The 26,851-nt window shown below is 60.3% G+C and carries 25 protein-coding genes; 9 read left to right on the top strand and 16 right to left on the bottom strand.

All coding sequences use genetic code 11. From position 1 onward, the window contains the following. Positions 1–144: 144 nt before the first annotated feature. The gene (locus tag NQF87_RS05000; protein WP_266127314.1) at positions 145–492 is read left to right on the top strand and encodes a response regulator; all 348 of its coding nucleotides are present in this window, start codon (positions 145–147) and stop codon (positions 490–492) included. 71 nt (positions 493–563) lie between these two features. Continuing rightward, entirely contained in the window at positions 564–899 is a 336-nt protein-coding gene (locus NQF87_RS04995; RefSeq protein ID WP_266127313.1) for a winged helix-turn-helix domain-containing protein, read from the top strand. Between the two features lie 94 nt (positions 900–993). On the opposite strand, the gene glmM is transcribed toward NQF87_RS04995, so the two are convergent. From glmM to NQF87_RS04915, 16 genes are all read right to left on the bottom strand, one after another. Next, a complete protein-coding gene (gene glmM / locus NQF87_RS04990) occupies positions 994–2,364 on the bottom strand; it encodes a phosphoglucosamine mutase (RefSeq protein ID WP_266127312.1) in 1,371 nt (456 codons plus the stop codon). Positions 2,365–2,549: 185 nt separating this feature from the next. Beyond that, positions 2,550–4,439 carry an ATP-dependent zinc metalloprotease FtsH gene (gene ftsH, locus NQF87_RS04985; protein ID WP_266127311.1) on the bottom strand — a complete coding sequence of 630 codons (1,890 nt, stop codon included), beginning with the start codon at positions 4,437–4,439 and terminating at the stop codon, positions 2,550–2,552. A gap of 147 nt (positions 4,440–4,586) precedes the next feature. Continuing rightward, entirely contained in the window at positions 4,587–5,849 is a 1,263-nt protein-coding gene (gene tilS / locus NQF87_RS04980) for a tRNA lysidine(34) synthetase TilS (RefSeq protein ID WP_266127310.1), read from the bottom strand. Continuing rightward, entirely contained in the window at positions 5,827–6,786 is a 960-nt protein-coding gene (locus NQF87_RS04975) for a tetratricopeptide repeat protein (RefSeq protein WP_266127309.1), read from the bottom strand. The genes tilS and NQF87_RS04975 overlap by 23 nt, the downstream gene beginning before the upstream one ends. A gap of 130 nt (positions 6,787–6,916) precedes the next feature. Continuing rightward, positions 6,917–7,399 carry a peptidoglycan-associated lipoprotein Pal gene (gene pal, locus NQF87_RS04970; RefSeq protein WP_266127308.1) on the bottom strand — a complete coding sequence of 161 codons (483 nt, stop codon included), beginning with the start codon at positions 7,397–7,399 and terminating at the stop codon, positions 6,917–6,919. 154 nt (positions 7,400–7,553) lie between these two features. Continuing rightward, positions 7,554–8,924 carry a Tol-Pal system beta propeller repeat protein TolB gene (tolB, locus tag NQF87_RS04965; RefSeq protein ID WP_266127307.1) on the bottom strand — a complete coding sequence of 457 codons (1,371 nt, stop codon included), beginning with the start codon at positions 8,922–8,924 and terminating at the stop codon, positions 7,554–7,556. A 25-nt stretch (positions 8,925–8,949) separates the two neighbouring features. Continuing rightward, on the bottom strand, positions 8,950–9,900 hold the full coding sequence (locus NQF87_RS04960) for an energy transducer TonB (RefSeq protein WP_407652010.1): 951 nt from the start codon (positions 9,898–9,900) through the stop codon (positions 8,950–8,952). An 85-nt stretch (positions 9,901–9,985) separates the two neighbouring features. After that, positions 9,986–10,420 (bottom strand): protein TolR, encoded by a 435-nt coding sequence (gene tolR / locus NQF87_RS04955; protein WP_266127305.1) that lies wholly within the window; start codon positions 10,418–10,420, stop codon positions 9,986–9,988. 5 nt (positions 10,421–10,425) lie between these two features. Further along, on the bottom strand, positions 10,426–11,157 hold the full coding sequence (gene tolQ, locus NQF87_RS04950) for a protein TolQ (RefSeq protein WP_266127304.1): 732 nt from the start codon (positions 11,155–11,157) through the stop codon (positions 10,426–10,428). Between the two features lie 139 nt (positions 11,158–11,296). Further along, positions 11,297–11,716, bottom strand: a complete 420-nt coding sequence (locus NQF87_RS04945) for a YbgC/FadM family acyl-CoA thioesterase (RefSeq protein WP_266127303.1) — start codon at positions 11,714–11,716, stop codon at positions 11,297–11,299. Between the two features lie 11 nt (positions 11,717–11,727). Continuing rightward, the gene (ruvB, locus tag NQF87_RS04940) at positions 11,728–12,777 is read right to left on the bottom strand and encodes a Holliday junction branch migration DNA helicase RuvB (RefSeq protein WP_266127302.1); all 1,050 of its coding nucleotides are present in this window, start codon (positions 12,775–12,777) and stop codon (positions 11,728–11,730) included. 30 nt (positions 12,778–12,807) lie between these two features. Continuing rightward, a complete protein-coding gene (ruvA, locus tag NQF87_RS04935) occupies positions 12,808–13,446 on the bottom strand; it encodes a Holliday junction branch migration protein RuvA (RefSeq protein WP_266127301.1) in 639 nt (212 codons plus the stop codon). Beyond that, positions 13,443–13,949, bottom strand: coding sequence for a crossover junction endodeoxyribonuclease RuvC (gene ruvC / locus NQF87_RS04930; RefSeq protein ID WP_266127300.1), 507 nt, complete (start codon positions 13,947–13,949; stop codon positions 13,443–13,445). Before ruvC ends, ruvA begins: the two co-directional genes overlap by 4 nt. After that, positions 13,946–14,695, bottom strand: a complete 750-nt coding sequence (locus NQF87_RS04925; protein ID WP_266127299.1) for a YebC/PmpR family DNA-binding transcriptional regulator — start codon at positions 14,693–14,695, stop codon at positions 13,946–13,948. Before NQF87_RS04925 ends, ruvC begins: the two co-directional genes overlap by 4 nt. Before the next feature lie 93 nt (positions 14,696–14,788). Then, positions 14,789–17,443 (bottom strand): preprotein translocase subunit SecA, encoded by a 2,655-nt coding sequence (secA, locus tag NQF87_RS04920; RefSeq protein ID WP_266127298.1) that lies wholly within the window; start codon positions 17,441–17,443, stop codon positions 14,789–14,791. A 23-nt stretch (positions 17,444–17,466) separates the two neighbouring features. Then, on the bottom strand, positions 17,467–17,778 hold the full coding sequence (locus NQF87_RS04915) for a hypothetical protein (protein WP_266127297.1): 312 nt from the start codon (positions 17,776–17,778) through the stop codon (positions 17,467–17,469). Between NQF87_RS04915 and NQF87_RS04910 the strand changes: the two genes are divergently transcribed. From NQF87_RS04910 to NQF87_RS04880, 7 genes are all read left to right on the top strand, one after another. Next, the gene (locus tag NQF87_RS04910; protein ID WP_266127296.1) at positions 17,777–18,715 is read left to right on the top strand and encodes a peptidylprolyl isomerase; all 939 of its coding nucleotides are present in this window, start codon (positions 17,777–17,779) and stop codon (positions 18,713–18,715) included. The two genes, NQF87_RS04915 and NQF87_RS04910, sit on opposite strands and share 2 nt — an antisense overlap. A gap of 3 nt (positions 18,716–18,718) precedes the next feature. Beyond that, the gene (argJ, locus tag NQF87_RS04905) at positions 18,719–19,951 is read left to right on the top strand and encodes a bifunctional glutamate N-acetyltransferase/amino-acid acetyltransferase ArgJ (RefSeq protein WP_266127295.1); all 1,233 of its coding nucleotides are present in this window, start codon (positions 18,719–18,721) and stop codon (positions 19,949–19,951) included. A gap of 230 nt (positions 19,952–20,181) precedes the next feature. Continuing rightward, positions 20,182–21,447, top strand: coding sequence for an NAD(P)/FAD-dependent oxidoreductase (locus tag NQF87_RS04900; protein ID WP_266127294.1), 1,266 nt, complete (start codon positions 20,182–20,184; stop codon positions 21,445–21,447). A gap of 196 nt (positions 21,448–21,643) precedes the next feature. Next, complete coding sequence (locus NQF87_RS04895; RefSeq protein ID WP_266127293.1) at positions 21,644–22,381, top strand: 2OG-Fe dioxygenase family protein; 738 nt, start codon at positions 21,644–21,646, stop codon at positions 22,379–22,381. A gap of 58 nt (positions 22,382–22,439) precedes the next feature. Beyond that, positions 22,440–22,940, top strand: a complete 501-nt coding sequence (locus tag NQF87_RS04890; RefSeq protein WP_266127292.1) for a hypothetical protein — start codon at positions 22,440–22,442, stop codon at positions 22,938–22,940. Positions 22,941–23,249: 309 nt separating this feature from the next. Continuing rightward, positions 23,250–24,248, top strand: coding sequence for a homocysteine S-methyltransferase family protein (locus tag NQF87_RS04885; RefSeq protein WP_266127291.1), 999 nt, complete (start codon positions 23,250–23,252; stop codon positions 24,246–24,248). A gap of 139 nt (positions 24,249–24,387) precedes the next feature. After that, positions 24,388–26,814 carry a TonB-dependent receptor plug domain-containing protein gene (locus tag NQF87_RS04880; RefSeq protein WP_407652009.1) on the top strand — a complete coding sequence of 809 codons (2,427 nt, stop codon included), beginning with the start codon at positions 24,388–24,390 and terminating at the stop codon, positions 26,812–26,814. Positions 26,815–26,851: the final 37 nt, after the last annotated feature.

Here is a 26,851-nt window from a genome sequence, read left to right as displayed (position 1 = left end):
ATCATCCGCCTAATATAAAAATACACATGTAGACTACATAAATAAAAATGCCTTTAGTTGTATGAATTACCATAAAAACAATCAATGGTTTCATTTTTCAAAAATAAACTCCCATAATACAACCAGTTCAAGGGAGTTAAAATTATGCGTATTCTCACCGCTGATAGCGACAACGTCGCTATAGGCCATCTGATAAAGGTACTGGGAAAGTCCTCTTATACGGTTGACCACGTGAAAACCGCTGATGAAGCCCTCAACATGTTCAAGCACTATGACTATGACCTCTTCATAACCGCGCTGGGCCTGAGCGACCTGCCGGGTGAAGAGCTTATCCGTCAGTTCCGCCGTTCCCGGGTTTCCACGCCCATCATGGTGCTATCCTCCCGAACAGACTGCCAGACCAAGGTTGCGGCCTTCTTTGCCGGGGCGCTGATGACTATGTCACCAAGCCATTCGACATCAGCGAGGCGCAGGCCCGCATCCAGGCCCTGACCCGCCGTGCCTATGGCATCTCCGAGCCACGCCTGCGTGTCAGCCCGCTGGAGCTGGACCTTGAAAGCCGGATGGTCAGCGTCAACGGGCATTTCCTGCACCTGACCAGCAAAGAATACACCATTCTGGAGCTGCTGTTGCTGCGCAAGGGGGCCGTGCTGACCAAGGACATGTTCCTGAATCATCTCTATGGCGGCATTGATGAACCTGAAATGAAGATCATTGACGTGTTCATCTGCAAGCTGCGCCGCAAACTCCAGCGGTTCGGGGCAGAACACATGATCACGACCGTCTGGGGACGGGGTTACATCCTTCAGGACCCTGCGGCAGCGGCTGCGCACTCCCAGCATTCCGCACCGCAGAACTTCCCCACCGGCCCCGCAGCTCCCCTGCGTCAGGCAGGCTGAAAGACCAGCATCTGCAAACTTCACTTAAAGACGAGGCCCCCGATCCAGGATCGGGGGCCTTTTCCATGAACTGATGAGCAGGAAGACTGGAATGCTATTCAACAGCCAGCTTCTGGATATGGGCACTGACCCGCTCGACGACATCCGCCACCAGAGTCTCATCCTGCGCCTCAACCATCACACGGATCAGGGGTTCCGTGCCACTGGCCCGCAGGACAAGCCGCCCCCGTCCGGCCAGACGCTCTTCCGCCCAGCGGACACTCTCTTCAAGAGCCGGATTTTTCATGGGATTCGCCCCGTCATAGGGCACGTTCTTCAGCGTCTGCGGGTAAGGCTCAAACAGATGACACAGCTCACTGGCCGGTCTGCCCGTCTCCACCAGGGCCGCCAGCACCTGAAGAGCCGCCAGCAACCCGTCACCCGTCGTTCCATAGTCGGACAGCACCATATGACCGGACTGTTCACCCCCCAGGTTGCTCCCCGTCTGGCGCATACGTTCCACGACGTAACGATCCCCGACTGCCGTGCGATACAAGCTCAGCCCCTGCGTCTCCAGATATTTCTCCAGCCCGATATTGGACATGACCGTTGCCACGATCTCGGTGCCATGCAGACGGTCCGTCCGTTTCCACAACGTGGCGATGAGAGCCAGTATCTGGTCCCCATCCACCAGCTCGCCCCGTTCATTGGCGATCAGTACCCGGTCTGCATCACCATCCAGAGCAATGCCACAATCGGCACCATTGGTCCGCACCGCTTCACAGAGTGCCTGCGGATAAGTAGAACCAACACCATCATTGATATTCAGCCCATCCGGTGAGGCCCCGATGGTGATGACCTCTGCCCCCAGTTCCCACAGGGCTGCCGGAGCCACACGGTAGGCAGAGCCATGCGCACAGTCGAGAACGATCTTCAGACCATCCAGCCGCAGCCCACGAGGAAAGGACGATTTGACACTCTCGATATACCGCCCAGCCGCGTCATTCAGACGGGAGGCACGGCCTATGGCAGCCGGAGACGCAAGCTGCCCACTCAGGTCCTCCGCCATCAGGGACTCAATTTCTTCTTCCACGGCATCGGAAAGCTTGAAACCATCAGGACCGAACAGCTTGATTCCATTATCCGTGAACGGATTATGGGAAGCGGAAATCATGACACCCAGATCAGCCCGCAGAGAACGGGTCAAGAATGCCACGGCGGGTGTTGGCAGTGGCCCCAGCAGAACGACATCCACCCCGGCAGACAGAAATCCGGAGACAAGCGCACATTCAATCATGTAGCCGGAAAGACGGGTATCCTTGCCCAGCACGACAGTGTGGCGGTGCTGGCGACCGACATCATCCTGTCGGCAGAAATACAGCCCGACGGCCTGCCCCAGTTTCTGGGCAACTTCCACCGTCATGGGAGCTGTATTGGCCATACCACGGATCCCGTCAGTGCCGAAAAACCTCCGCCTGCGTGCCATCAAATCCCCTCCACACCCGCTTGAAACTGCCCGCTCCATTGCTGCCGGACAGATCATCATAAACCATCACATCTGGACGCCCTGACATGCCAGCCATCCCACGGATAAGCAAGTAGGCCGCAAAAAGAACGAGCGCATGGTGAGACACCATGCGCCCGCTCCCCTGCCGGATCGGCAGTCAGAATTCAGACCGTTTCTGCAGCAGTGGTCAGACCGCTCCCCGCAGAAGCTGCCGCACCACCGGCAGATGGAATGGACGGCCTGCGCCCGCTAAAGGACTGGTCATCATCATCCGTACGGCCAAGAGGCTCATCACGGATGAGACGCCCTATTTCTTCACCGGTCAGCGTCTCATATTCCAGCAGGGCCTGGGCCACACGATGCAAGGCATCCATATGGGTCAGAATGATGTGACGGCAGGTTGCATAGGCGGCATCCAGAATCTTGCGGATTTCCTGATCAACCTCACGGGCCGTGATGCCGGAAATCTGATCCGTCTCGGCATAATCCATCATGCCAAGCTTGTCGCTCATCCCCCACTGCGTGACCATGTTCCGTGCAATGCTGGTCGCACTCCTGATGTCACCAGATGCCCCGGCACTGACCTCATCATGACCGAAGATGACTTCCTCACCAACACGGCCCCCCATGCAGATGACAATTCTGGAGAAACACCACTGCCGCCTGTAGGTGAGATTGTCTTTCTCCGGCAGGGACTGCACCATCCCCAGAGCCTGACCACGTGGAACAATCGTCGCCTTGTGCATGGGGTCAGCACTGGGGCTGAAATAGGACGCCAGTGCATGAGCCGCCTCGTGGTAAGCAGTCATCTTTTTCTCTGCATCCTCAATGACGGCAGAGCGACGTTCCGCACCCATCATCACCTTGTCACGGGCTTCATCAAACTGCGCCATGCTGACCGTCCGCAGGCCCAGACGGGCTGCAAACAGGGCGGCCTCATTGACAAGATTGGCCAGCTCCGCCCCCGAGAAACCAACCGTCCCACGGGCAATCACCTTCGGATTGACGTCAGAGGAAAGCGGCAGCTTCTTCATGTGAACCTGAAGAATCTTCTCCCGGCCCTTCACGTCCGGGTTGGGCACGACCACCTGGCGGTCAAAACGGCCCGGACGCAGGAGCGCACGGTCCAGAACATCAGGACGGTTGGTGGCGGCGATAAGGATGACACCCTCATTGCTGTCAAAACCGTCCATTTCCACGAGCATCTGGTTCAGTGTCTGCTCACGCTCATCATTGCCGCCCCCCATACCGGCACCACGCTGGCGGCCCACGGCATCGATCTCGTCAATGAAGATGATGCAGGGTGCATTCTTCTTGCCCTGCTCGAACATGTCACGGACACGGGATGCCCCGACACCGACAAACATTTCCACGAAGTCAGAACCGGACACGCTGAAAAATGGCACATTGGCTTCACCGGCCACGGCACGGGCCAGCAGGGTCTTGCCCGTACCGGGAGGACCAACCAGCAGCACACCCTTGGGAATCTTCCCGCCCAGACGGGTATATTTCTGCGGGTCCTTGAGGAAGTCCACGATCTCGACGAGTTCTTCCTTGGATTCCTCCACCCCGGCCACGTCAGCGAACGTGACACGGCCCTTCTTTTCCACCATCATCTTGGCACGGGACTTGCCGAAACTCATGGCACCACGTCCAGCCCCGCCATTCTGCATCTGGCGGAACACCATGAAGCCCAGACCGAGCATCAGGATGATCGGCAGATAGGCCGCAATATAGCGCAGGATGGGGTTGTCATCGCTCTGCGGCGGATGGGCCGTAACCTCAACGCCCGCTTCTGTCAGACGGGACACCATTGTCGGGTCAGACGGCGCATAGGTCTCGAATGACGTGCCATTGGTCAGCACACCGGAAATGTTCTGTTCCCTGATGGCAACGGAACGGACCTCATGATGCTCGACATCATGAACGAAATCGGAATAGGCGATCTTCTGGACGGCCTGACGGCTTCCTCCCGGCTGGAATGCCGCCAGCACGCCAATGGCCGCCAGGACGATGACCACCCAGATCGCAACATTACGGCCAATGTTGTTCATCTCTTCAAAAACCTCACAAAACGGAGCGCACGGGCACAACCCATGCCATATCGTACCTTCAAGATAGGCATTTCTGGCACCGTTCCTACCCCTGGGGAGCCTGAATGAGAGAAAAACCCTCATTTTGTCCCATCTATTAAGCCGATTTCACCTGTTCCAGCTCCGTTCACCCGTCAGCGGCGTGCCACCGTCCCAGACAAACGTCACCCGGGGCATTCCGGAACACAGCCCTCTCATCCCCTCCGGTACGGCCACAACCTCACCCCCAACCCACAGGGCGGGCAGGGCGGGCAGAACACAGGCCGGCACGTCACGACCTTCCCGCAAGGCCCCGGCCTGCCGCCCCAGAGCGGCAATCACACCCTCCGGATGGTCAGGCCCCAGATACCGCCAGCGTCCCTCCCAGCACTGTCCCTTCCGGGCGGGCACCACCTCTTCCAGATTCCGGACTTCACGATAGAGCATCAGGCCTGTCTCCCGCCCCCGGAGCGGTGCGAGACAGGTGCGCCCCAACGCACCCCGTCCAGCCTGACGCAGGGCCATGAGTGCCCGCCTGTCCGGCACATAATCCCGCCCCCCGACGAGGCGAATCAGACGCCCGAGACCATCATCCTGCACAACCTCCGGGGCCAGTTTCAGCCAGCCCTCCGGCTGCCATTCCACCCGCTGCGCCACCAGAGCCGCCAGCCGCTCTTCATCAGCCTGCTGGATGATGGAGGCCTGCTCTCTGACCTCGTGCATCTGCTGCCGCTCATCGTCCGTCATGTCCTGCCGGACAGCCACCCGCCGGAACCGGCGATTCTGGTTGGACGGGTCTTCACACCACGCCACGCCAGCCTGACACAGCGTGGCCCGCAGACGTTCCGGCCTCACGCCCAGAAGAGGACGGAGGACGGCAATCCGGCCCCGCACGACACGGCCTGCCATGCCACACAGTCCACGGGACCCACTGCCTCGTTCCTGGCGCATCCAAAGCGTTTCTTCCTGATCGGCCTCATGATGGGCCACCAGCAGGACTGACGCTCCGGCCTCCACACAGGCTGCCTCCAGAGCCTCGAACCGGGCTTCCCGTGCCTGCTTCTGGAGGCCACCGGGTTTCATTATCCCCAACGTAAGCTGCCGTGCGGGAATGCCCTGCCTCTCCAGACGGCGGCAGGTTAGGGCCGCTTCCTCAGCCGATTCAGGGCGCAGGGCATGATCCACCACCAGAGCCAGAACATGCCGTCGCCAGCGTCTCGCCAGCACGGCCAGAGACATGGAATCACCACCGCCGGAAACGGCGATGCAGACCGGGTGATCTGCCACATCCGGCCCAAAAGGCTCAAGCTGTGCCATGAAGGCTGCAAACTCGCCATCCGTGACGGGTGCAGCCTGCATGGACGCCGTCTTAATGACAGCCTGCCCGCTCACGGAAAATCTGCTCAGACGATTTCACACGAGCAGAGGCGTTGGGGAACTCCTTGTGAAGACGCTGCAACGCCTCGCAGGATGCCGTCTTGTTGCCCAGTGCCAGCATGGAGGCCGACACACCCAGTAGGGCTTCCGGCGCACGGGGAGAATCCGGGGAATGGCTGTAGACGTCATAATAGGTCAGGGCCGCATTCTTGTAGGATTTCTGACCGGCAAGAGACTGCGCCAGAAGATACTGAGCCTCTGTCCGGCTCCAGCCGGTCTTGCTCTGCTTGAGAGCCTGACGGGCCTGCGTCTCCGCTTCCTCGTAATGATGAGCCTTCAAGGCTGCTCGGCCAGCCTGCAAGGTGTCAGACAGCGTGGCCGCATGAGGCGCAGCCGTTGCCTCGGATGACGCTGCCGGAGCGGCGGCACTGGCAGCTGGCGTGGCCATTTCTGCCGTGGCGGCCGGGCGGGCAGCGGCATGATGGCCACCATTCTCCAGAGCGAACTGCATGTCACCCAACTGCTTGGTCGTGGTCTCTTCATCCTGCTGCAGCTGATTGTTCATCTGCTCCATCTGGCCATGCATCTCCCTGACCTGACCTTCCAGCGCATTGACACGCTCCAGCAGGTTGGCCACGAGGTCTCCCCCACTGCGCCCCCCTGAAGAGGACGACATGGACGCGCCACTGCCCTGGCTGGACCCCGCCGGAACCGGCGCGGAGATGTCATCTCCCAGATCATCGGAGCTGCTGCCGACATCTCCGCCAGACCCTTCACCATGCTGGCGGGCCAGGGCCTGATGCTGCCGCATAATCGCCTCACGGGACAGCCCCTCATCCGCCCGGGCAGGGCTGAAGGCGGTTACTGCCGTGCAGGACAGCAGGACAGCCCCCAGGGCAGCCTTCAGGATGGCTGAAAAGGCCCCTGGAACGGGCCGAGCAGAATGATGCATGATCTCATCTCCCAACAGACGGGCAATATTCGCACATAAAAAAAATCGGGCCGGTTTCTTCAACCGGCCCGACCTCTCCCGGAGGGGCGTCATCCACCCCTCCTACAGGCTCCCCGGAACCGGGCCTGCTTCAGCGGACAGACGTAATAGCGTTACGGTTCTGTGCCCATGCATCCGGTGAATCACCGTCTGCCGTCGGGCGGTCCTTGCCGTAGGAGATCGTCATGATACGGGCCGGGGCAACACCCTTGGCTTCCAGATACTCACGGGCGGCGTTGGCACGACGCTGACCCAGAGCGATGTTGTATTCTTCCGTACCACGATCGTCGCAGTTACCGGCCACCAGAATGTTAACCTGCGGGTAACGGGCCAGCCACTCGGCCTGCTTGTCCAGTGTGGCGCGACCTTCGCTGTTAAGCTGGTTCTTGTTCAGCTCGAAATAGACACGGTCACCGGCTGTGGCCACCAGATCAGCCTGGCTGCCCGGCACGGGCCCCTGATTGACCTGCTGCATGTTCTGACCATCGCCATTATTGTCGTGGTTCTTGTGGTCACCACTACAGGCCGCCAGAGCACAAGCCATGCCCAGTACAGCGAACATCTTCAACTTCATGACAAACTCCTGCAAAAAAATGCACCCCCGAGATGGGGAATTTTTCACCCACCTGCAAGAGGCAGGTGAGGAAAGAGATTTGGTGACCTTTCAGGCCCCGAAGCCATGAAAGCACAAATACTTCCATAACCCAAAAAAAGAAGCTCGCCTATGCTCAACGACGCAGGGGTGACCATGCAGGATCGGAAGCCCCGGTCGAAGTGGGAATGACATGCTCATTGAAACCCGCCACATCAATCACGGCCACGTTGGATGAGAACCCGTTTCCTCCAGCACCAGCTGCATTCTGACGGCAGAAGGCCAGTGCCCGCCCGTTCGGCGCAAAGCTCGGACTCTCCACCGTGAAGCCCTGTGTCAGGGAGCGTTCCCCGACGCCATCCGGCCCCATCACACCAAGAGTAAAGCCACCGGAACCAATACGGACGAAAGCGATCTGGTCGCCCCTCGGTGACCAGACGGGCGAGCCATAATGACCCTTGCCATAGGAAATGCGACGGGCACTGCCACCACCGGCACTCATCACATAAAGCTGCGGCGACCCACCCCGGTCAGAATTGAAAACAATGTTCTGGCCATCCGGGCTGAAACATGGGCTGGTGTCAATCACACCCGGAGCCGATGTCAGGCGGCGACGCTGCTGCGTTGCCAGATCGATCAGATACAGGTCCGCACCACCATCTCGTGTCGTGGCGGAAAGGATAATGCTCCGCCCATCCGGAGAGAAACGGGGCGCAAAGGAAATGCCCTCAAACGTGCCCAGAATGGTCTGCTGTCCCGTGTTGAGATCATAGACATACACACGGGGGCGGTTATTGGCGTAGGACAGGAAGGCCAGCTTCTCGCTGATGGGGCTGAAACGGGGTTCCAGAGTCAGCCAGCTGCCATTGGTCAGCATGTGAGCATTGGCCCCGTCCTGATCCATGATGGCCAGACGGGTGGACTGGTGACGCCGCAGGCCTGTCCGAGAAATATAGGCAATGCGGGTATCAAAATACCCGTCTTCACCCAGCAGACGCTTGTAAATGGAATCAGCAATGATGTGGGCAATGCGCCGCCAGTTGCTCTGGGATGCCGTATAGGCACGGCCTTCCAGCTGCTGGCCGGCCACCACATCCCACAGGCGCATTTCCACCCGCACGGTGTCAGAACCTGCCGCACTGCCTGCCACGGCCACACGGGCACCACGCCCCTTGAGGACCGAGAAATCCGGCTGCGCAGAGGCCGGGACGGTCCCGCTCATGACCTGAAACAGCCCCGTGCTGGACAGGTCGGACGAAATCACGCCGGAAATCTGATTCCCCAGCCCCGGTCCGAAATCCGGAATCACGATGGGAATGGGAGCCTGATGGGCACCGGCCACCGTGATCTCCGCCTGGGCACTCCCGCTGGCAGCCCATGCGCTGCTGCTGCCCAGCAGGGTCAGAGGCGTGACAAGGACACCACCTGCAGCAACCCCGCCAAGCAGGGAGCGGCGGGAGAGGTGCTTCTGAAGAAGTTCGGCCTCGGTATCAGAAAAGAATGACATGCAATAACCTCAGATAAATCCAGCCTCAGGGCTTGAACAGAAAACGGAACTGCCGCACCTGCCCCAGCAGACGCTTCGGCACGGGCAGACGGGAACAGGTGGGACTCAGCACGGCATCCCGTGCCCGCTCCGCCTGTACCCGGTAGGACGGATCGGCCGCCATACGGGCACGGGTTTCCGGCAGGAATGTGACCATGCGGGCTTCACCGGAAGCATCAACCGTCACCATCATGCGGGCAGAGAAATTCTGGTAATTCCGGGCCAGCGTGTCTTCCTGATAGCAACGCTGCACGGATGACCCGATGGCATTCTGCTCACCGCTGGTCAGGGCACCCGTATCGCCATCAGGACGGCCACCCCCACGGGGAGACCCGCCCTGGGCCTGATTGGGAACGGCCTTCGGCGGATGCTCCTGCTTCTCCTGGCTGCGATACTCGTCCAGCGTCGCCAGAAGGGAGCGGCTGTCCTCCTGGGTCTTCTTCGCCTCATGCTGCTGCTCGGTATGGGAGAGCTGCGGTTTGGCAGGAGGTTTCTCCACCTTGCGATCCGGAGCTTTCACCTGTGCCTGCTTGTGGACAGGCTCGGTTTTCGGCTTCGCCTGCTCACTCACTTCGCCTTTTTCCTGCACGGGAGCACGCTGCTGCACGGGCGTCTTCACGGCCGTATGAGAGAGCTGCTGGGCAGCCTGCACGGGGCGGGGCGGCGGTGGAGCCGGCGGTGGTGGCTCGACAGGCTGGGGTTTGGGCGGTTTGAGCGCAGGCGGGGCCTTGGCCTCCACAGGTGATGGAGGGGCCGGAACTGCCGCCTTGTGAGCGGACTTCGCAGCCGGATGCGCGCCACCCGTGGTCTCATAGACCATGGTGACCGTCTGTTCGTCCGGTTTCGGCTCCGGCAGGGGCGGCTGTGGATGCCAGACCAGGAAGGCCAGCACGCCACCATGCAGCAGCAGCGAGAGTATGATTCCGCCTGTAACCAGACCGGACTGCCCCTCTTCCCGCCGCTGATAGGGTGGCGGAACCTCATCAGAAGGTGATGATGCGGAGAAGCTCACGAGGGTCTCCTTACTGGCCGCCCTGTGGCTGCTGCGCCAGCAGGGCAACATGTGTGAAGCCGCCAGACGTGATCTGCCCCATCGTGCTCATCACCTTGCCATAATCGATATGGGCATCAGCCCGCACGAAAATGCGACGGCCGGAATCATCACTGGCCATCTGCTTCAGGCGGGTGACGAGTTCATCCCCGCTGACCGGGTCATCACCCAGATACAGGCTGCCATCACTCTTGATGGACACCGTGATGGGCTTGTCATCGGAATTGACCGGCTTGGCACTTGTCTGCGGCAGGTCCACATTCACGCCACTTGTCAGCATCGGTGCCGTCACCATGAAAATGATGAGCAGCACCAGCATCACATCCACCAGAGGCGTGACGTTGATGTTCGCCTCCGGGCGGCTCCGTCTGCTCCTGCCCCGCCCGCTACGTGATGAAACCTCCATGATGCTCAGCCTCTCCCGCTGCCACGCTCTTCAGACTGACGGGACAGGATGGCCGCAAATTCCGTCCCGAACCCTTCCATCCGCTCGGCGAAATGATCCACGCTGCGGCTGATGAGATTGTAAGCCACATAAGCCGGGATGGCCGTGACCAGACCGATGGCCGTGGCAAAAAGAGCCTCTGAAATACCGGGGGCCACGACGGAGAGGTTGGTGTTGTGCATGGTGGCGATGGAGCTGAAGGCATGCATGATGCCCCAGACCGTCCCGAACAGTCCGACAAACGGTGCCACCGGCCCGATGGTAGCCAGCAGGACGATATAGCGGCTCAGCCGGTCCGTCTCACGGGCCACGGTGATGCCGATGGCCCGGTCGATCCGCTCGGACGTGCCACCGTGAATCACGTCAATACCCGCAATGCGGGAAGAACGCCGCCACTCCCCCATGGCCGCCCCGAAAACGGCAGCCATCGGATGAACGGGCCGTGCCCCTTCGCTGTCATAGAGATCATCCAGAGACCCGCCGGACCAGAAACGGTCCTCAAAGGCCGTGGCCTCACGATTGACACGACGCAGGAGAAGCACCTTCTCCAGAATGATGGCCCAGACGAAAATGCTGCACAGCACCAGTCCGATCATAACCAGCTGCACCACCAGCGAAGCATTCAGGAACAGATGAAGAGGCGACAGCCCCGCTGCCCCGGCAGCTCCCAGGGCACTTGAATTCACAGCCTGATCCACTCCGCTTTCTCCTGTTTCCTATGGTCGGTTGGCCAAAACACTACTGCCCATGTTGCAGCAGGATGATCCTTTTTCAATGGCACAGGAAACAAAAACAACAAATATATTTCTCTTTAAAACTTTTATCGAGCAGCGAGCCTCACTTTTCCTTCAATCCGGCCAGCCTTTCCTGATAAAAAGTCGGCAGCCGCATCGGAACCAAGCTGTCCGGATTAAGACAAGCCAGCTCCACGTCAATCACGGCCGCCACCTGACCATCACGGGACAGGTTGGTGATGACCTGCCGCAGTTTCAGCCGGGCACCCGCCGCATGATGGAGAACCGTCTCCACATTCATCCGCTCATCAAGCCGCAGGGGGGTATGATAACGCACGCCGATCTGGCGGACGACAAAACCGACCCCGTCCTGCACTTCCATGTCCCCTATATTGATACCCAGCGACCGCAGGGCCTCCGCCCTTGCCCGTTCTGCGAAGCCCAGATAGCGGGCATGATAGACGATCCCGCCGGCATCCGTATCCTCGTAATAGATACGGAACTGACAGTGATGTGCAGACATGTGCTTTCTCCTTACAGAAACCGGGGAGCCAGAGTATCCGATGGAGGGGTGAGGCCCAGATAACGCCAGCCCGGTTCACCCAGCATCCGCCCCCGTGATGTCCGCAGGATCAGCCCCTCCTGAATCAGATAAGGCTCCACGACATCCTCCAGCGTGTCACGGGCTTCGGCCAGAGCGGCTGCCAGAGTTTCCACCCCCACCGGGCCACCCCGATGATGTTCGGCAATGCGGCGCAGGTAACGCCTGTCCATCGCATCAAGCCCGTGACTGTCCACCTCCAGCCGGGAGAGGGCCGCATCTGCCAGAGTGCGGTCCACCACGCTTTTCTTCGCCACGAGTGCAAAATCCCGCACACGGCGCAGCAGCCTTCCGGCAATACGGGGCGTCCCACGGGAGCGGCGGGCGATCTCCTCAGCTCCCTCATCTGTCAGGTCCATGCCCAGCTTCGCGGCCCCACGGCTGACGATCTGGCGCAGTTCTTCCGGCGTGTAGAACACCAGACGCAGCGGAATGCCGAACCGGTCCCGCAAGGGCGTTGCCAGCAGGCCGGACCGTGTCGTGGCCGCCACGAGCGTGAACGGAGCCAGATCAATCCGCACCGAGCGGGCTGCCGGACCTTCACCAATAACCAGATCAAGCTGGAAATCTTCCATCGCCGGATAGAGAATTTCTTCAATCGCTGGCTGGAGACGGTGAATCTCGTCAATGAACAGCACGTCACGGGGCTGAAGATTTGTCAGGATGGCCGCAAGATCACCGGCCCGCTGGATCACCGGCCCCGACGTGGCCCGGAAGCCCACACCAAGCTCACGGGACACGATCTGGGCAAGAGTTGTCTTCCCCAGTCCTGGCGGGCCATGCAGCAGGACATGATCCAGCGCATCACCCCGTTTACGGGCAGCCTCAATGAAAATGGAAAGATTTTCCCGGCTGGCTTTCTGGCCAGTGAAGTCGGCCAGGGTCTGTGGCCGCAGGGCGGCATCAGCCATATCCTCAGGCTGGCGTGCGGCATCCGTCTCCGGCGCACGGCCAGAAGATGTCTCTGGTACAAACTGATTCATCAGCCCTGCTCTTCCCCTCTGCCCTCCTGCCTAGCGGGCCAGCTCCCTGAGGGCAAGCCGGATGATGACATCCAGCCCTTCCCCGGCATTCTCTCCGATGAGCCTGTTGACGATGGGCCAGCTTTCCGCACGGCGGAAGCCCAGACCTTCCAGAGCCATGAGGGCATCCTGCTCCAGCCCGTCCGTGCCACCGGAACCACCCCTGCCAGCAGCCGCTCCGCCAGCAGCAGCAAGGGACTGACCGCTCATGCTGGCCGGGGCGGGCATCCTGGCCACCTTGCTCTTGAGTTCCGTCAGAAGGCGGGTTGCCAGCTTGGGACCGACACCGGCAGCCTGCGTAAAGGCCGTCCTGTCCTCGGCATGAACCGCCTGCCAGAGCAGGCTGGGGCGGCTGGCCGAGAGAATGGCCAGAGCCACACGGTTGCCAACCCCCTGAACAGTCGTGAGCAGACGGAACCAGGCCTGTTCATCCGCCTCTGCAAAGCCGAAGAGCTGGATGGCGTCCTCCCGGACGATGGTTTCCACCAGCACACGGGCCACTTCCGGCGGGCGGGGCAGGAGCCCCAACGTATGGCTGGATACCGACACGACATACCCCACCCCATTCACATCTATGAGGCAGTGATCCCCTTCAATATGGGAGACAAGACCCGTCAGCTGTCCGATCATGCCATGCGTACTCCTGCGGCCATATGGTGCGCACTGGCCCGATGATGGGCGTGGCAGATGGCAATGGCCAGCGCATCCGACGCATCAGCCCGCCTGACCTCCGCCCCCGGCAGAAGACGGCGGACCATCATGGTGACCTGCTCCTTGGTGGCCGCCCCCGTACCGACTACCGAACGCTTCACGGCCATCGCCCCATATTCATGAACGCTCAGACCGGCAAGGGCAGGCACAAGAAGGGCCACGCCACGGGCATAGCCGAGCTTGAGCGTGGAAGAGCCGTTGCGGTTCACGTAAGTTTCCTCAACGGCGGCCTCCGTGGGACCATAGTGCCGGATGAGCTTCATCAGCCCTTCATGCAGGTCACACAGACGGCGGGGAACGTCATCACCACTCTGGGTCGCCAGAACACCATCCGCAACATGGCGCAGACGGTTTCCCTCCACATCCACGATGCCCCAGCCCATGAAACGCAGGCCGGGGTCGATCCCCATGAGGCGGATCAAGCTGCCAGAGCCTCGGCTACCTCGTCAGGGAAGTCAAAATTGGCATAGACAGCCTGCACGTCATCATTTTCCTCAAGCACGTCAATCAGCTTGAGAACGGAACGGGCCTGATCTTCGTCCAGCGTGACGGTCGTCTGCGGACGCCAGTCCAGCTTGGCGGAACGGGGTTCGCCAAAGCGGCCCTCAAGGGCATCACGCACGCTCATCAGGGCTTCCATGGCCGTGGTGATCTCGTGACCATCTTCCGTGGTTTCCACATTGTCGGCACCGGCCTCGATGGCGGCTTCCAGCATGTCATCCTCGGAGGCGGCATCCTGCGGATAGGTGATCACGCCAATATGGTTGAAACCGAAGGACACGGAATTGGTTTCCCCCATGGAACCACCATGCTTGGAGAATGCAGCCCGGACTTCGGAAGCCGTCCGGTTGCGGTTATCCGTCAGGCCCTCGATGATGATGGCCACGCCAGCCGGACCATAGCCCTCGTAGCGGACGGCCACATAATCTTCCCCACCACCGGCACCGCTGGCCTTCTTGATGGCACGTTCAACCGTATCCTTGGGCATGTTGACTTCACGGGCGGCCGTGATCGCCGCACGCAGGCGGGGGTTCATGGCCGGGTCTGGCATACCGGACCGGGTTGCCACGGTGATCTCACGGATGACCTTGGCAAACTGCTTGGCACGCTTGGCATCCTGCGCCCCTTTGCGGTGCATGATGTTCTTGAACTGTGAATGTCCTGCCATGGACCCTACTTCTCCTACAGAAAGGTTGAACGTCTATACTTCCACGCACCGACGGCGTGCGCCAGAAGGCCGCCCGGAAAAGACGGCCCCTTCTTAAATCATCCTGCCGTGACAGTGCTTGAACTTCTGCCCGGACCCGCAGGGACATGGCGCATTGCGGGGCACTTCATTGAGCCAGCGGGCCAGCGTCGCCGTATCCAGGGCTTCCTCATCAGAAGGCCCTTCTTCCATCAGACCTGTCGGGGTCTGCGGCATGGTCGGGGCTTCACTGACAGGCTGGACATGGGCGATGGACTGCACGACACGCATCCGCAGGTCTTCCAGCATATAGGTGAACATCTGGAAGGCTTCCTGCTTGTACTCGTTCAACGGGTCACGCTGGGCATAGGCCCGCAGGCCGATCCCCTGACGCATCTGGTCCAGTCCGTGCAGATGCTCCTTCCAGGCCCCGTCGAAGGATGTCAGCAGGATATGCTTCTCGATCAGCCGCATCATGTCCGGACCGACACTGGCAGACCGGGCCGCATGAGCCTTCGTTGCCGTATCTTCAATACGGTCGATCAGATGCTCCTCATCCATGCCGTCTTCCTGCGCCCAGTCCGTAATCGGCATGTCCAGATTCAGCACACGGTGAAGTTCCCTGGCCAGACCATCAACATCCCAGGCCTCGACAAAGGAATTCTCCGGAACATGAGCGTGAACCAGGTCTTCGATCACCTTGCCCCGCATCTCGGCAATGATGCCGGAGAGGTCGGATGTGGCCATGTACTCACGACGCTGGGCATAGACTTCCTTACGCTGGGCATTCATGACATCGTCATATTTCAGCGTGTTCTTACGCATGTCGAAGTTGCGGGCCTCGACCTTCTTCTGCGCCTTCTCCAGTGCCCGGTTCAGCCACGGATGCACGATGGCTTCACCCCGCTTGAGACCCATCTTCTGCATCATCGCCCCCATGCGGTCTGAACCGAAAATACGGATCAGGTCATCCTGGAGGGACAGGAAGAAACGGGAATTGCCCGGGTCACCCTGACGGCCGGACCGGCCACGCAGCTGGTTGTCCACCCGGCGGCTTTCATGACGCTCCGTCCCGATGACATACAGCCCGCCAAGCTCATGGACCTTCCTGTGGTCAGCCGCCACCTGTGCACGGACCTTTTCTGCCACGGCAGCCCGTTCGGCTTCATCCTCAATGCCTGCAGTCTTCTCAGCCACCAGCATTTCGACATTGCCACCCAGCTTGATGTCCGTTCCACGACCGGCCATGTTCGTGGCAATAGTGATGGCCCCCGGTGCCCCCGCCTGTGCAATGATGCTGGCCTCACGCTCATGATGACGGGCGTTCAGCACGTTATGCGGGATGCGCTTCTGCCGCAGCAGGTGCGACAGGACTTCGCTCTGCTCAATGGAGGCCGTGCCGACAAGGATGGGCTGACCCGTCTCATGCACCTTACGGACCAGCTCCGCAACGGCCTCATATTTTTCTTCCGCCGAGAGATAGACCTCATCATCCGCATCCTTGCGGCGGACGGGCAGATTTGTCGGAATCTCCACCACGTGAAGATTGTAAATCTCGGCAAATTCGTCAGCTTCCGTCATGGCCGTACCGGTCATGCCAGCCAGCTTGGGGTAGAGACGGAAATAGTTCTGGAAAGTGATGGAAGCCAGCGTCTGGTTTTCCTGCTGGATTTCCACGCCTTCCTTGGCTTCCAGTGCCTGATGCAGACCATCCGAATAGCGGCGGCCATCCATCATGCGGCCCGTGAATTCATCAATCAGCATGACCTTGCCATCACGGACGATGTAATCGACATCCTTCGTGAAGAGTGTCTGCGCCCTCAGGGACTGCTGCACATGATGGACGACGGACACGTTATGCAGGTCATACAGCCCGCCCTCATGCAGCAGGCCCGCCTGCTGGAGCAGTTCTTCGACACGGTCGGAGCCTTTTTCCGTCAGCATGACGGTGCGCAGCTTCTCATCCTTGTCATAGACGTCCGGTTCCTTCACCAGCTGGACGATCACGTCATCCACCTGCCGGTAAAGGTCGGAACTGTCATCCGCAGGACCGGAAATGATGAGCGGGGTCCGGGCCTCATCAATGAGGATGCTGTCCACCTCATCGACGATGGCGAAACTGAAGGCCCGCTGGACCATCTCGTCCAGCGAATATTTCATGTTGTCCCGCAGATAGTCGAAACCGAACTCGTTATTGGTTCCGTACGTGATGTCAGCCCCATAAGCCGCACGACGCTGGTCATCCGTCAGGTTCGGGATGATCACGCCGGTGGTCAGGCCAAGGAAACCGTACAGGCGGGACATTTCCTCAGCGTCACGTTTGGCCAGATAGTCATTGACGGTAACGACATGCACGCCCTTGCCGGTCAGCGCATTCAGATAGACGGCCAGCGTGCCGACAAGGGTCTTGCCCTCACCCGTCCGCATCTCGGCAATCTGACCATCATGCAGAACCATGCCGCCAATGAGCTGCACGTCGAAATGGCGCATCCCCAGCACCCGTTGTGATGCCTCACGGCAGACGGCAAACGCCTCGTTCAGGAGATCATCCAGGGAAGCCCCGTCGGCCAGACGCTGGCGGAATTCCGCCGTCTTTCCCTTCAGTTCTTCATCCGTGAGAGCCTGCACCTGCGGCTCCAGAGCATTGATCTCCGGCACACGCCGCTGATACTTCTTGAGGGAGCGGTCGTTAGAGTGGCCGAAGAGGGCGCGAGCAAGGCGTGAAAGCATGAGTTACCCTGAAAGTTTCGCCATCAGCGGCCAATGTGTGCTCCTCTTTCCCCTGAAAGGCCGGAAGACACCTGCTGCGGATGGTCACAACGCTTTTCATATATGCCCGACATAAGGGGCCTCGCCATCATGGTCAATGGAAAAGCCTTTCCCGCTCCTCGCAATACGGTGCCATTCTCCGCTTTTTCGCCTTCATTTCCCTTCCCGCCAAAAATGACATAAAATATAAGAAAATCTTTGCCTTTTCCCACCATGTTGCCCTTGCTAGGGTGGGCAGGCTTTGTCATGGTGAAAGGGCTGAGTTTTAACCATAGCGAAACGACGAGGTCCTTCATGCGGCTTTCCCGCTCCCTTCTCCTGTGCACTGCCGCCCTTATCGGGGGTTTCTCCTCCGCTCCCCTCATGACACAGGCCGTGGCTGCCGATGCTCAGCCTGCTGCCACGCAGCCCGCCGCACAGCCAGCCAAACCCGCCGCAGACCCGAACATGCTGCTGGCCACCGTGAATGACCAGAAGATCACTCTGGGTGACGTACAGCGTGCCGCCACGTCCCTGCCGCCGGAGGCCCGTCAGCTCCAGCCTGCCGTCATCATTCCCCTGCTGATCAACCAGCTCATCGACCAAAAGGCCATCCAGCTCCAGGCCGACAAGGAAGGCCTCGCCAACAAGCCGGTCGTCAAGGCCGCCATGGAAGCCGCTGCCAACAACGTGCTCCAGAACGCCTATCTGGAAGAGCAGGTTGCCCCGAAGCTGACGGATGCCGCCCTGAAGGACTACTATCAAGTCCATTACGCCTCCAAAAAGCCTGAGGAAGAAGTACACGCCCGCCACATCCTTGTGGACAGCGAAGCCAAGGCCCAGAGCATCATCCGCCAGTTGAACATGGGTGCCGACTTCGCCAAACTGGCCGGCCGCCTCTCCACGGACAAGGCCTCCGGTGGCACGAACGGTGGTGATCTCGGCTGGTTCAAGCGTGGGGACATGATCCCTGACTTCTCCAACGTCGCCTTCTCCATGAAGTCCGGCAGCATCACGCAGAAACCGGTCCACACGCAGTATGGCTGGCACGTCATTCAGGTTCTGGGCACCCGTACCGCTCCGGTTCCGAGCTTTGAGCAGGTCCGTGACCAGATCCGTCGCGACCTGATCCGTCAGGAAGTCCGCAAGGTCGTGGAGGCTGCCGAGAAACAGGCCCATATCGTGCATTATGATGCCAAGGGTCAGCCCATCACGACACCGGCTCCGGCTGCCTCCACACCGGCAGCACACTGAGCCATGGCCAAATATCCCCGCTCCCCTCTGGCACTGTCACTGCCTAGGCTGATCTCGGTCGCCGGGGTGCGGCTCAGTGGTGTGGAGGCCAACATCCGCTATCAGGGACGGACCGACCTCATGCTGGTCGAGTTCGCCCCCGGTACGACGGCAGCAGGTGTCTATACCCGCAACCTCTGCCCCGGTGCCCCCATCTCCTGGTGCCGCCGTGCGCTTGCCAGCACGCCCAATGCACGGGCACTGCTGGTGAACTCCGGCAACGCCAATGTCTTCACCGGCCGTGCCGGGGAAGAAGCCGTGGTGGCCTGCGCCGGAGAAGTCGCCCATCAGCTGGACTGCCCGGTTGAGGATGTCTTCCTCGCCTCCACCGGGGTGATCGGCGAGACGCTTCCCTACAGGAAGATCATCGCCGCCCTGCCCGCCGCCATCGAGGGCCTGCATGATGACGGCTGGGAAGACGCCGCCCGTGCCATCATGACGACGGACACCTTCCCGAAGGCGGCCCGCCGTGAAGTGACAATCGGTACCACGACCGTCTGCATCCAGGGGATCGCCAAAGGGTCCGGCATGGTTGCGCCGGACATGGCCACCATGCTGGCCTATGTCGCCACCGATGCCACGCTCCCCCAGCCCGTGCTTCAGGCCCTGCTGGAGGAAGGCGTGGGACCGAGCTTCAACTCCATCACGGTTGATTCCGACACCTCCACATCAGACATGCTGATGCTTTTTGCCACCGGCCAGGCCGAGCATGAAGAAATCAGCAGCCATGAGGATGCCGCTCTGGCGGACTTCCGCACGGCCCTGAAGGAGCTTCTCCACGAACTGGCCATGCTGGTCATACGCGATGGTGAAGGGGCCACCAAGCTGATCCGTGTGGACGTGCAGGGTGCCCAGAGTGATGAATCCGCCCGCCGCATCGCCATGTCCATCGCCAATTCTCCGCTGGTGAAAACCGCCATCGCCGGGGAAGATGCCAACTGGGGCCGTGTCGTCATGGCTGTCGGCAAGAGCGGGGAACCGGCTGACAGGGACCGCCTCTCCATCGCCATCGGCGATCACTGGGTGGCCGGCCAGGGCAGCGTGAAGGAACACGATGTCGAGGCCCTGAACGCTTACATGCGCCAGCAGGAAATCACGATCACGGCTGACCTTGGTCTCAAGTCCGGCTGTGCAAGTATCTGGACCTGTGACCTGACGCATGGCTACATCGACATCAATGGCTCTTACCGGAGCTGACCTGTAACACTTCCGTTACAGGATGACGCAGGCCCATTCCGCCATTTCCGGCAGAATGGGCCTGTTCTGTCAGATTTCTGTTGACTGTTGCCCAATAAAGGGCCTGCCGGCCCAGAAAACCATGCTGATTACCATGACAGAGCTTGTATATACTGGGACGGCCCGCTAGAGCAGATTCCACTGCGAGTCCTGCTTGCGCCTGTCATATTCAGAAAAATAAGGAACGGTTCATGTCCGCAAAAAAACATGTCGTCATTCTGGGAGGTGGTGTTGGCGGACTGGAAGCCGCAACCCAACTCAGTCACAACTCCCGTGTCAAGATCACTCTGATTGACCAGAACGCCGTCCATATCTGGAAGCCTGTCCTGCATGAGCTGGCCTCCGGCACGATCGGCCCGAAAGGCAACCTGTTTGCCTTCAATGAGCTGGCCAAACGCTTCGGGTTCACCTTCATCCAGAGCACGCTGGATACCGTCGACACAACGACCAAGACGCTGAATCTGGAGAACGGGCAGGTCCTGAACTATGACCTGCTCATCGTTGCGCTGGGTGCCTGTGCCAACGACTTCGGGACACCGGGGGCAAAAGAGAACTGCCTCTTCCTTAACACGCTGGCCGATGCGAACACCATCCATGACCGTTTCCGCTCCCTGATCGAACGGGCACAGCTGACCAACAAGCCAGTCAACATGAGCATCGTGGGCGGCGGAGCCACTGGCGTACAGCTGGCCGCCGAACTCTGCCAGGCCATTGACAACACCCCCGGCCTTGGCCCGGATGCCCGCAGCAAGCTCCTGAAGCCAACACTGATCGAAGCACAGCCCCGCCTCCTGCCGCCTTTCCCGGAACAGGTCTCCGCCGAGGCTCAGGCCGAGCTGGAGAAGCTTGGTTTCGAAGTCATCACAAATGGCATGGTCAGCGAGGTCGGCTGCGGGTACATCGCCCTCAAGGATGGCCGCCGCATTGATTCCGACTTCCCCATCTGGGCAGCCGGGGTGAAGGCCTGTGCGGCAACCTCCCTCCTCAAGGAACTGGAACTCAGCCGCAGCGGGCAGATCATGGTCGGCAGCACGCTCCAGACCACGAAAGACCCCTCCATCTACGCCATCGGCGACTGCGCCCGCATGGAGGTCGATCCCCCGGCACCCACGGCCCAGGCCGCCCGGCAGGAAGGCCGCTATGTCGGCCGAATTGCCATTCCCCGCCAGCTGGCAGGCAAGCAGCCTGTCCCGTTCGTCTATACCGACCGTGGCTCTGTCGTGGCTCTAGGCGACTATAATGCCTGGGGCATGTGGCCATCCAAGAAAGGCTTCGGGGGGCATGGCCTTGGTGCCCAGCTGGCCCGTTTCATCCATGAAGGGCTTTTCCGTCAGCACCAGATGGGCCTGAGCGGTATTTTCCGGACCATCTGCGCGACCCTCGGGGCACGTTTCAAACCCAACAATCCGGACCTGAATGGCAAGCAGCCCAAGCAGGACATGACGGAAGAGAAGTAAGACCAGTTCTTGCTGACAAGAGAAAACCCCCTTTCACCTCATGTGAATGGGGTTTCTTTTTCCTGAATACCTTACAGATCAGCAAGACAGGAACTGACAGACCCCCTATACTGCGTGGCAACATCACCACGACCCGTATGACCGGACAAAGCCCGACCTATTCCGCCTTCATTACGGCCACAGGGAGTCTTTCACCATGACATCATCCCACGCAGCCCCTATCGTGACGACTGAAGACCAGGTCCGGGCCCACGGGTTTACCTTCCTCCCTGCACCACAGGCCAGGACATGGCTGAGCCTTTACGGCCTGAAGGACTGGGACGGCTTTGCCGCAAGCTGGAATGATCTGGGCATGGACCTGTACATGGCGGATGGCGGCCGTTACCGCCGCCGCCGTTATGGCACCTTCTCTATCACCGGCAGCAGCCTGACCCGCAAGAAACACCAACCCCACTACCAGAGCCGGGATTACAACCTGCTCAATGGTGGGGTGGAACGCTGGTTCAGCCCGATCACGAATGAGATGGGCCAGCATCCGGCCCTCACAGCCATCCTTCAGGCAACATCCAGCATGGCGGACCAGCTGTCGCCGGAACGGCCACAGCCTGCCTCATGGCATGTGGAAGTCCACCAGTTCCGCATTGAAGCCGCCAGTGATGCAGATGCCCGCCCGACCCCGGAAGGAATGCACCGTGATGGTGTGGACTGGGTGTTCGTCTTTATGGTCAACCGCTGCAACATCCGTGAGGGTGTCACCAGCATCCATGCGCTGGATCAGCAGACCGAACTTGGCTCCTTCACCCTGACGGACCCGCTGGATACGGCCATCGTGGATGACCACCGTGTCTATCATGGCGTCACGGCCGTCGAACCGGAAGACCCCTCCCTCCCGGCTTACCGGGATGTTCTTGTCGTCACGTTACGGTACGAATGACAAACATCACGGCCTGCCACGGTTTCTCCCCCTGTTCCCAATCAGAAAAGATCACATCATGACCCACGCACACCGCCGCCCCAGGACCCTGTTTTTTTCCGCTGCCCTGATGGCCTTGACCATTGGCACGGCCGGGGCTGCCAGCCGTCATCATCATGCCAGCCAGAAGGCCGGGACCATCCCCGTAGAACTGAAATCCCAGCCCGGTACGGAGCTGGACAGGCAGGCCCGCAGCCTGAATGCCGACCTGCTGGAGGATGCTGCCCGTCACCATGAACAGCCCATCATCCTGACCGGCACGGCCCAGCTTGCCCCGAAGCAGAAGGACATGATCCTGTTTGTCCAGCTCCAGTCCTACCGTCTCTGCGGGTCAGCAGGCTGCACGACATCCATCTACCGCAAAAATGGCGACAAATGGGACACGCTGCTCGACAGCGTGAATGGCACCATCCGCATTGCCCGCCAGCGTCATAACGGCATGGCGGATATCGTCGTTGACGGGAATGATCGCTGGGTTTTTGACGGTCAGAAATATCAGGACACGCTTAGCAGCCCGTAAGCGTCCCACTCCACCGCCTGTCATTCACGGGCGGTGGACATCCATTCCGCATGAGAAAGAAATATTTTTTACAGTTTTTTATATGAGAACACCGCCTCCTGATCTGGCAGGTACACTACATTAACTTATGTTCATTCAGTCTCTTCAGTAGCCGCATAATTTTCAGCACTCTCATACTTTACATATAACATTATGCTTATATGTGTATGGGATTGATATTTCTTCAGACTCCTTATACGCATGGCGCACCGTCAACAGAAACCAGAAACAGACAGGGGGCAGACATCACGCCCTCACGGACCAGACGCCATGACTTCTTCTCCTGCTCCTGCCCCCACCACCATGCGTCGCCGCCCGCTCATCCTGGATGGCGGCATGGGGCGTGAGCTTCACCGCATGGGGGCCCCCTTCCGCCAGCCAGAATGGTCCGCTCTCAGCCTGATGGAGCGGCCTGATCTGGTCCAGCAGGCCCATGAGAATTTCCTCGGGGCCGGAGCGCAGGTCATCACGACCAACAGCTATGCCGTCGTCCCCTTCCATATCGGCGATGACCGGTTTGCTGAAAAAGGCGAAGGCCTTGCCCGTCTCTCCGGCCTTCTGGGCCGCCAGGCCATTGCCGCACAGACTCTTCAAGGCAGAGACAGACCGCTTCTGGCAGGCTCCCTGCCACCAGGCTGTGGCTCCTACAGGCCCGACCTGTTCACACCGGAGAAGGCAGAGGCCATCCTGACCCCACTCATCCGTGGGCTGGTCCCGTCGGCTGATCTCTGGCTGGCAGAGACACAGAGCAGCATTGCCGAACTCCAGACGGCCCACAGGCTCATCCGCCAGAATACGGATGATGCACGCCCCTTCTGGGGTTCCTTCACGCTGGATGATGGCGACCCTGTCGCCCTCGTCCACCAGCACGCTCCAGTCCGCCTGCGCTCGGGTGAGCTGCTGGATGATGCCGTAAAGATCGCCCTTCAACTGGGGCTGGATGCCCTGCTCTTCAACTGTAGCGATCCGCGTATCATGGTGGCAGCCCTCCGCACGGCCCGCCGGACCATGGAAGCCCATGCAGGAGAGACAGCTCCTGCCATACAGCTTGGCGTCTATGCCAACGGCTTCGCCCACAACCATCATGATGGCGAGGGGGATGGAGCCAATGAAAGCATCACCCCGCTGGATGGCACACTGACCCCGGACCGCTACAACGACTTCGCCCGGCACTGGCACGACGAAGGCGCAGACATCATCGGCGGATGCTGCGGCATCGGGCCGGAACACATTGCTGCCCTCGCTGCCCACTTCTCATCCCGGAACTGACCTCCCCCATCCTTTTCCTTCTGCCTTCGGAGAACACCACATGGCCCGCCTGCATGGCCCCTACCGTCTGCCTGCCTCCCTGCTGTCCCTGTCCTGCCTTGTGGGGTCATGCAGCTTCGGCCTCGAGCTTGCTACAGCCATGTCTGGCGTCGCCTCCAAAGCATGGGCTGCCACAACCACCAGTGGGACGGCTCCAGCCGTCAGGACACCCCATAGAAAGGGCGGCAGCGCAACAAAAACTGGTTCCCATGCAGCTCCAGCCCATCGCAGGCCACATGCCATCAATGCCACATCCGCCGAGCATCTGACTGTCCGGCGGACCAGCACACCCCTGAAGCGGGCACGGGCCAGCACCTCGCCCGTCGATATCGTCACGGCACAGCAGCTCAGACGTACGGGACAGCTGAACGTGGCCGATGCGCTGGCACGGGTGAATCCTTCCGTCACCATCAGCACAGCGGGCTATGATACAGGTGCCCTGACCTCCTCCATCCGCCTGCGGGGGCTGAATCCCAACCACACGCTGGTGCTGGTCAATGGCATACGCCGCCACACCACGGCGAACATCAGTGCTGACAGCGGACCGGAAGAAGGCTCCAGCCCGGTTGACCTGAACATGATTCCGGCCGAGGCCATCGACCATATCGAAATCCTGCGGGATGGTGCCGCCTCCCGCTACGGAGCCGACGGGCTGGCCGGGGTCATCAACATCGTGCTGAAAAAGGACATCAGAAGCTCCGACATTGATGCCCAGACAGGAGCAAATGCCTATAATGGCGATGGCTGGCAGTATCAGTTCGGCTTCGACAAGGGCTTCTCCCTTGGGGAGGATGGCTATGTCAATCTGGCCGGGCAGATGTACCATACCGACCATTTCATCCAAAAAGGTCTGGATGACCGCACGAACCGTTATGACGACCCGGCCCTCAGCCTTGCTGAAGAGACACGCCAGAGCCTCAGCCTCAATTTCGGCAAGCACTTCACCCGGTCACTGGAAGGCTATGGCTTCGTCACCTACGCCCACCGTCACGGTGAAGGATTCCAGGATTACCGGACACCGGATGTCTTCCCGCAATATTACCCGGACGGCTTTGCCCCCATCGAGGCCATGGAGGAACAGGATTACGCCGTCACTCTGGGGCTGAAAGGCCGCCTGCCCGCCGGGTTCCACTGGGACGCCAACACGACATACGGGGCCGATGATGACCACATGACCCTGAAGAACAGCGGCAACCCGGCCTATTATGCCGATTACGGCACATCCCCCACCAGGGCACGGACAGAACGCTTCAAGAACGAACAGTGGAACAACACGCTGAACATCAGCCGCAAATTCGCCTTTGCTCCGGGCCGGTCCCTGGACCTCTCCTTCGGTGCCCAGCACAGGCTGGAGAAATACACCATCGGGGCTGGTGAACCGGCCTCCTACTACAAGGGCGGCCTTCAGGGCTTCGCAGGGCTGATGCCGCAGAATGCCGGTTCATGGAACCGCAATGTCTGGTCCGGCTACATAGATGCGGACTTCCACCCCCTCCGCCATCTTGATGTCGATTTCGGCGGACGGTATGAGCACTATACCGATTCCGGCAATGCCCAGACAGGCAAGATCGCCGCCCGCTATGACTTTACGAAACGCTTTGCCCTGCGGGCCACCATCAGCAATGGCTATCGTGCCCCCACCCTGCTGGAGCAGCATTACAGTGCGCTGAGCGTCACCCCCAACGGGGCCGTCGCCAGCCTGCCCGTCAGCTCCGTGGCGGCCAGCTCCCTCGGTGCCCGAAGGCTGAAAGCGGAACGCTCCACCAACGCCAGCGGTGGCATCGTGATGGAACCCGTCACGAACCTTCATGTCTCTGCGGACGTGTACCAGATCAACATTCGCAACCGCATTGCGCCGGGTGGCAGCTTCCAGGGCAGTGCGGCAGAAAACGCCATCGCCCTCATGGGGGCAACCCTGCCCGGCGGGCTGGACCCGGACAACGTGACGGCCACCTACTTCACCAACGGGGCCAGCACCCGCACGCAGGGTCTGGACATCATGGCCGATTACGACCTGAAGCTGCACCGCTACGGATCACTCAATCTCAGCATGGCCCTCAACCTGAACCGCACGCGCATCCACCATCTCAACACCTATGCGAACGGGTCACCCATCCTCAATGCCCAGCAGATCGGCTATCTCACCACGGCCTCACCACGGAGCAAGATCGTCCTCAATGCCTACTGGAAGCTGAACCGCTGGAACGTGAACCTGCGCCAGACCCGCTATGGCGAGACGGTGAACAACGTGACCTATCAGGACCGGGCACCGGCGGCACTGCAATATTCGCAGAGCCAGTTCCACCGCTTCGTGAACACGCCAGCATGGCTGACTGATCTTGAAGTCGGCTTCCAGGCCACGAAACGCATCCATCTGGCCGTTGGCGGGAACAATCTCTTCAATGTCCGGCCCCGCCGGATGCCGCCCGAGAACTCCTACATCGGCACGCTGTTCTACGACAACAACTCCGCCGGCATCCCCATGACAGGCGGCTATTATTACGGGCGCATCAATATCAGCCTGTAACCCCAGGAGCAGGCACGGATCACGGCAAGGCAGACCA

The organism is Bombella dulcis, assembly GCF_026385505.1.
Lineage (GTDB): Bacteria > Pseudomonadota > Alphaproteobacteria > Acetobacterales > Acetobacteraceae > Bombella > Bombella dulcis.
This window is presented reverse-complemented; position numbering and strand designations above follow the sequence as displayed.

Bases quoted from the DNA above. Each gene is read 5' to 3' on its own strand.
- NQF87_RS04995 (WP_266127313.1), top strand. From the start codon at position 564: ATGGTCAGCGTCAACGGGCATTTCCTGCACCTGACCAGCAAAGAATAC.
- NQF87_RS04910 (WP_266127296.1), top strand. From the start codon at position 17,777: ATGCGGCTTTCCCGCTCCCTTCTCCTGTGCACTGCCGCCCTTATCGGG.
- NQF87_RS04900 (WP_266127294.1), top strand. From the start codon at position 20,182: ATGTCCGCAAAAAAACATGTCGTCATTCTGGGAGGTGGTGTTGGCGGA.
- ruvA (WP_266127301.1), bottom strand. From the start codon at position 13,446: ATGATCGGACAGCTGACGGGTCTTGTCTCCCATATTGAAGGGGATCAC.
- NQF87_RS04880 (WP_407652009.1), top strand. From the start codon at position 24,388: ATGTCTGGCGTCGCCTCCAAAGCATGGGCTGCCACAACCACCAGTGGG.
- tolR (WP_266127305.1), bottom strand. From the start codon at position 10,420: ATGGAGGTTTCATCACGTAGCGGGCGGGGCAGGAGCAGACGGAGCCGC.
- pal (WP_266127308.1), bottom strand. From the start codon at position 7,399: ATGAAGTTGAAGATGTTCGCTGTACTGGGCATGGCTTGTGCTCTGGCG.
- secA (WP_266127298.1), bottom strand. From the start codon at position 17,443: ATGCTTTCACGCCTTGCTCGCGCCCTCTTCGGCCACTCTAACGACCGC.
- tolB (WP_266127307.1), bottom strand. From the start codon at position 8,924: ATGTCATTCTTTTCTGATACCGAGGCCGAACTTCTTCAGAAGCACCTC.
- NQF87_RS04925 (WP_266127299.1), bottom strand. From the start codon at position 14,695: ATGGCAGGACATTCACAGTTCAAGAACATCATGCACCGCAAAGGGGCG.
- glmM (WP_266127312.1), bottom strand. From the start codon at position 2,364: ATGGCACGCAGGCGGAGGTTTTTCGGCACTGACGGGATCCGTGGTATG.
- NQF87_RS04885 (WP_266127291.1), top strand. From the start codon at position 23,250: ATGACTTCTTCTCCTGCTCCTGCCCCCACCACCATGCGTCGCCGCCCG.
- argJ (WP_266127295.1), top strand. From the start codon at position 18,719: ATGGCCAAATATCCCCGCTCCCCTCTGGCACTGTCACTGCCTAGGCTG.
- NQF87_RS04945 (WP_266127303.1), bottom strand. From the start codon at position 11,716: ATGTCTGCACATCACTGTCAGTTCCGTATCTATTACGAGGATACGGAT.
- NQF87_RS05000 (WP_266127314.1), top strand. From the start codon at position 145: ATGCGTATTCTCACCGCTGATAGCGACAACGTCGCTATAGGCCATCTG.
- ruvB (WP_266127302.1), bottom strand. From the start codon at position 12,777: ATGAATCAGTTTGTACCAGAGACATCTTCTGGCCGTGCGCCGGAGACG.
- NQF87_RS04895 (WP_266127293.1), top strand. From the start codon at position 21,644: ATGACATCATCCCACGCAGCCCCTATCGTGACGACTGAAGACCAGGTC.
- NQF87_RS04915 (WP_266127297.1), bottom strand. From the start codon at position 17,778: ATGAAGGACCTCGTCGTTTCGCTATGGTTAAAACTCAGCCCTTTCACC.
- ftsH (WP_266127311.1), bottom strand. From the start codon at position 4,439: ATGAACAACATTGGCCGTAATGTTGCGATCTGGGTGGTCATCGTCCTG.
- NQF87_RS04975 (WP_266127309.1), bottom strand. From the start codon at position 6,786: ATGCATCATTCTGCTCGGCCCGTTCCAGGGGCCTTTTCAGCCATCCTG.
- NQF87_RS04890 (WP_266127292.1), top strand. From the start codon at position 22,440: ATGACCCACGCACACCGCCGCCCCAGGACCCTGTTTTTTTCCGCTGCC.